Source organism: uncultured Aquincola sp. (genome assembly GCF_964001545.1).
GTDB lineage: Bacteria > Pseudomonadota > Gammaproteobacteria > Burkholderiales > Burkholderiaceae_C > Aquincola.
In genome coordinates this window covers 1-2,668 of the sequence record NZ_CAXFDV010000232.1, presented here as the reverse complement: position 1 = coordinate 2,668, position 2,668 = coordinate 1, and the positions used below count along the sequence as shown (strand labels likewise).

3 protein-coding genes are annotated in these 2,668 nt (G+C 74.5%); 1 reads left to right on the top strand and 2 read right to left on the bottom strand.

Annotated elements, in window-relative coordinates:
• Positions 1 to 699 precede the first annotated feature (699 nt).
• Positions 700 to 1,122, bottom strand: coding sequence for a GtrA family protein (locus ABNT58_RS08000; RefSeq protein WP_348752974.1), 423 nt, complete (start codon positions 1,120 to 1,122; stop codon positions 700 to 702).
• Between the two features lie 9 nt (positions 1,123 to 1,131).
• On the opposite strand from ABNT58_RS08000, the gene ABNT58_RS07995 reads away from it, so the two are divergent.
• Complete coding sequence (locus ABNT58_RS07995) at positions 1,132 to 1,935, top strand: ChbG/HpnK family deacetylase (RefSeq protein WP_348752973.1); 804 nt, start codon at positions 1,132 to 1,134, stop codon at positions 1,933 to 1,935.
• Here ABNT58_RS07995 and ABNT58_RS07990 read toward each other — a convergent pair.
• Positions 1,928 to 2,614, bottom strand: a complete 687-nt coding sequence (locus tag ABNT58_RS07990) for a sulfite exporter TauE/SafE family protein (protein WP_348752972.1) — start codon at positions 2,612 to 2,614, stop codon at positions 1,928 to 1,930. The genes ABNT58_RS07995 and ABNT58_RS07990 overlap by 8 nt on opposite strands.
• Positions 2,615 to 2,668 lie beyond the last annotated feature (54 nt).

Genomic DNA, 2,668 nt, shown 5'->3' with positions numbered 1-2,668 from the left:
TGAGCCTGCCCTGGCTGCTGTGGCTGCGTGCGCCGGTGCGCCCGGTGCAGCAGCCCGACCCGCAGGACATTGGCCTGCTGATGCTGTGCGCCATCGCGGTGGTGCTGGTGTTTTTCTCGCTGCCGCAGTCCAAGCTGGTGGGTTACATCCTGCCCTGCGTGCCGCCGCTGGCCTGGTGGGTGGCGCGCTGCCTGCCGGGTGCGCAGGCGCCGCGCCGCTGGCAGCTGGCGCTGAGGGCCAGCCTGCTGGTGAGCCTGGCGCTCAACTTCACCGCCGTGGGCGTGCTGGCCGTGGACAAGGCGCACACCACGCGCGAGCTGGGCATGGCCCTGCGGGGCCTGCACCGCACCGGCGAGCCGGTGGTGATGCTGGGCCAGTACGCCTACGACGTGCCCTTTTACGCCCGGCTGGGCGAGCCGGTGTGGGTGGCCGACGACTGGGACGACCCGGCCGTGCACCGACGCGACAGCTGGCGCAAGGAACTGGCCGAAGCCAGCGACTTTGCCCACCCCGCCGCCGCTGAACATCTGCTGCAGCCGGCCGCGGTGCCGGCCCTGGTGTGCCGCAGCGGCATGGCCTGGGTGATCGGCGGCACGCCGCGCGCCGGCAGCGAGCCCTTGCCGCCCTGGCTGGCCGGCGCCACGCCGGTGTACCAGGGGCCACGGCAAAGCCTGTGGAGGGTGGATGCGGCCAGTGCCGCTATGGCGCCGCTTTGCCTGCAAACGCCCAGTGCCGGGCGAGCAGGTACGTCAGCCCTGCCATCAGCACCAGCACCAGCGCCAGCCATGCGCCATAGTGTTCAGGCGCCAGCCGCAGCAGCAGCGCATAGCTGAGCTCATTGACCAGGAAGCCCATGCCCGAGACCAGCGCGAAGCGCGGCGCCGCCTGCCGCAGCGGCGCCCGATGACCCGCGAAGCTGAGCCCATGGTGCCCACCGAAGGACACGCCCAGAGCCACCAGCCAGCCGGCCACGTTGGCCAGCAGCGGCGGCCAGCCGGCCTGGGCCACCAGACCCACGGCGATGCTCCAGTGCACGGCGGCGGCGGTGCAGCCCACGGCCACGAACCAGGCCGCGCTGCGGCGGTTGCTGGTGGGCGGGCGGTTGATCGGGGGCTGCGTCATGTGTGCGTGGTGGCCGACGATTTTGGCCTGCATCCCGCGGTGGACGAAGCCGTGGTGCAGCTGGTGGCGCAAGGCCGCGTCAACGCGGTGTCGGTGATGGCGGCAGCACCGGCCTGGCCGCGTGATGCGGCGATGCTGCGCGAGGTGGCCGGCGACCGGGCCGACGTCGGCCTGCACCTGGACCTGACGGCCTTTCCGGTGCAGGCGGCGCTGAGGCAGCCGCTGCCGCGCTGGATCGCGGCCAGCCTGCTGCGCGCGGTGGACGGCCGCGCCATCGAGCGCGAGATCCAGGAGCAGCTCTGGCGCTTCGAGCAGGCCTGGGGCGGCCCGCCCGACCATGTGGACGGCCACCAGCACGTGCACCAGCTGCCGGTGGTGCGCGAGCGCCTGGTGGCGGTGCTGAACCAGCGCTACCCGGGCCGGCAGCCCTGGCTGCGCAGCACGCGCCAGCCGCGGGTGCCGGGCGCGGGCATGGCGGCGGCCTTCAAACCCTGGGTGATCGAAAGCCTGGGTGCCCGCGCCCTGGCCCACCTGGCGCGCCGGCACGGCATCGCGCAGAATGGCCGGCTGCTGGGCGTGTACGGCTTCGAGGGCGATGCCGTCCGCTACCTGCAGCGGCTGCAGGGCTGGCTGTCGCTGGCCCAGCCGGGCGACCTGCTGATGTGCCATCCCGCGGTGGCTGAAGTGCCGGGCGACGACATCGCCGCGGCGCGGGTGGCGGAGTTTCAGGCGCTGTCGTCGGCGGCGGTGCCGGCCTTGCTGCAGTTGGCGGGTGTGTCGCTGGGCCGCCTGCGCGGCGTCACGGTCAGCTGAAGCACCAGGCCGCCGCGCGGCTGATGAGCCCGCCCGCCAGCACCCAGCCCGACGTGGCCACCACCGTGGCGCCGGCCAGGCGCACCGGCCAGCCTTGCGCCAGGCGGGCGGTGCCGGAACCGGCGCCGCGTGCCGGCGCCGCCAGCCGCAGCCACAGCGCAGGCGCCAGCCACAGCACCGGACCGGCGCCCAGCCAGAAGGCGGCCATCACCGCCGCGCCTTCGGCCGCGCCGTTGCCCAGCGCCGCCAGCAGCAGGGCCGACTGCAGCATGCCGCAGGGCAGGGCGATCCAGGCCAGGCCGATGCCGGCCGAACGCACCGGTCCCCGCATGCGCTGCCAGCCGTCGGGCGTGGTGTTGGCCAGGCTGGCGCGCAGCGCCGGCAGCCGGCCGGTGAACAGCAGCCACAGGCCCCACACCAGCAGCGCCGCATGCAGCGCGCTCCACAGCGGCTGCAGCATCGGCGCCAGCTGTGCCCAGCGGCCCAGCGCGGCCATGCTGGCAGCGGCCACGGCACCGGCGGCGGCATAACTGGCCAGCCGGCCGGCATGCAGGGCCACCGCATCGCCCCGCCCATGGCGGGCGATGGCGGCGCACACGCTGCCGCACATCAGCCCGCAGTGTGGCGAGCTGGCCAGGCCCAGCGCCAGCGCACCGGCCAGCAAGGCGCCGGTGGCCATCAGATCACCCGCGAGAACCGCTCACGCTGGCGGTCGGATTGCAGGTGGCGATCG

Excerpts from the sequence above, each read along its gene's own strand:
- ABNT58_RS08000 (WP_348752974.1), bottom strand. The coding sequence starts at position 1,122 with ATGACGCAGCCCCCGATCAACCGCCCGCCCACCAGCAACCGCCGCAGC.
- ABNT58_RS07990 (WP_348752972.1), bottom strand. The coding sequence starts at position 2,614 with ATGGCCACCGGCGCCTTGCTGGCCGGTGCGCTGGCGCTGGGCCTGGCC.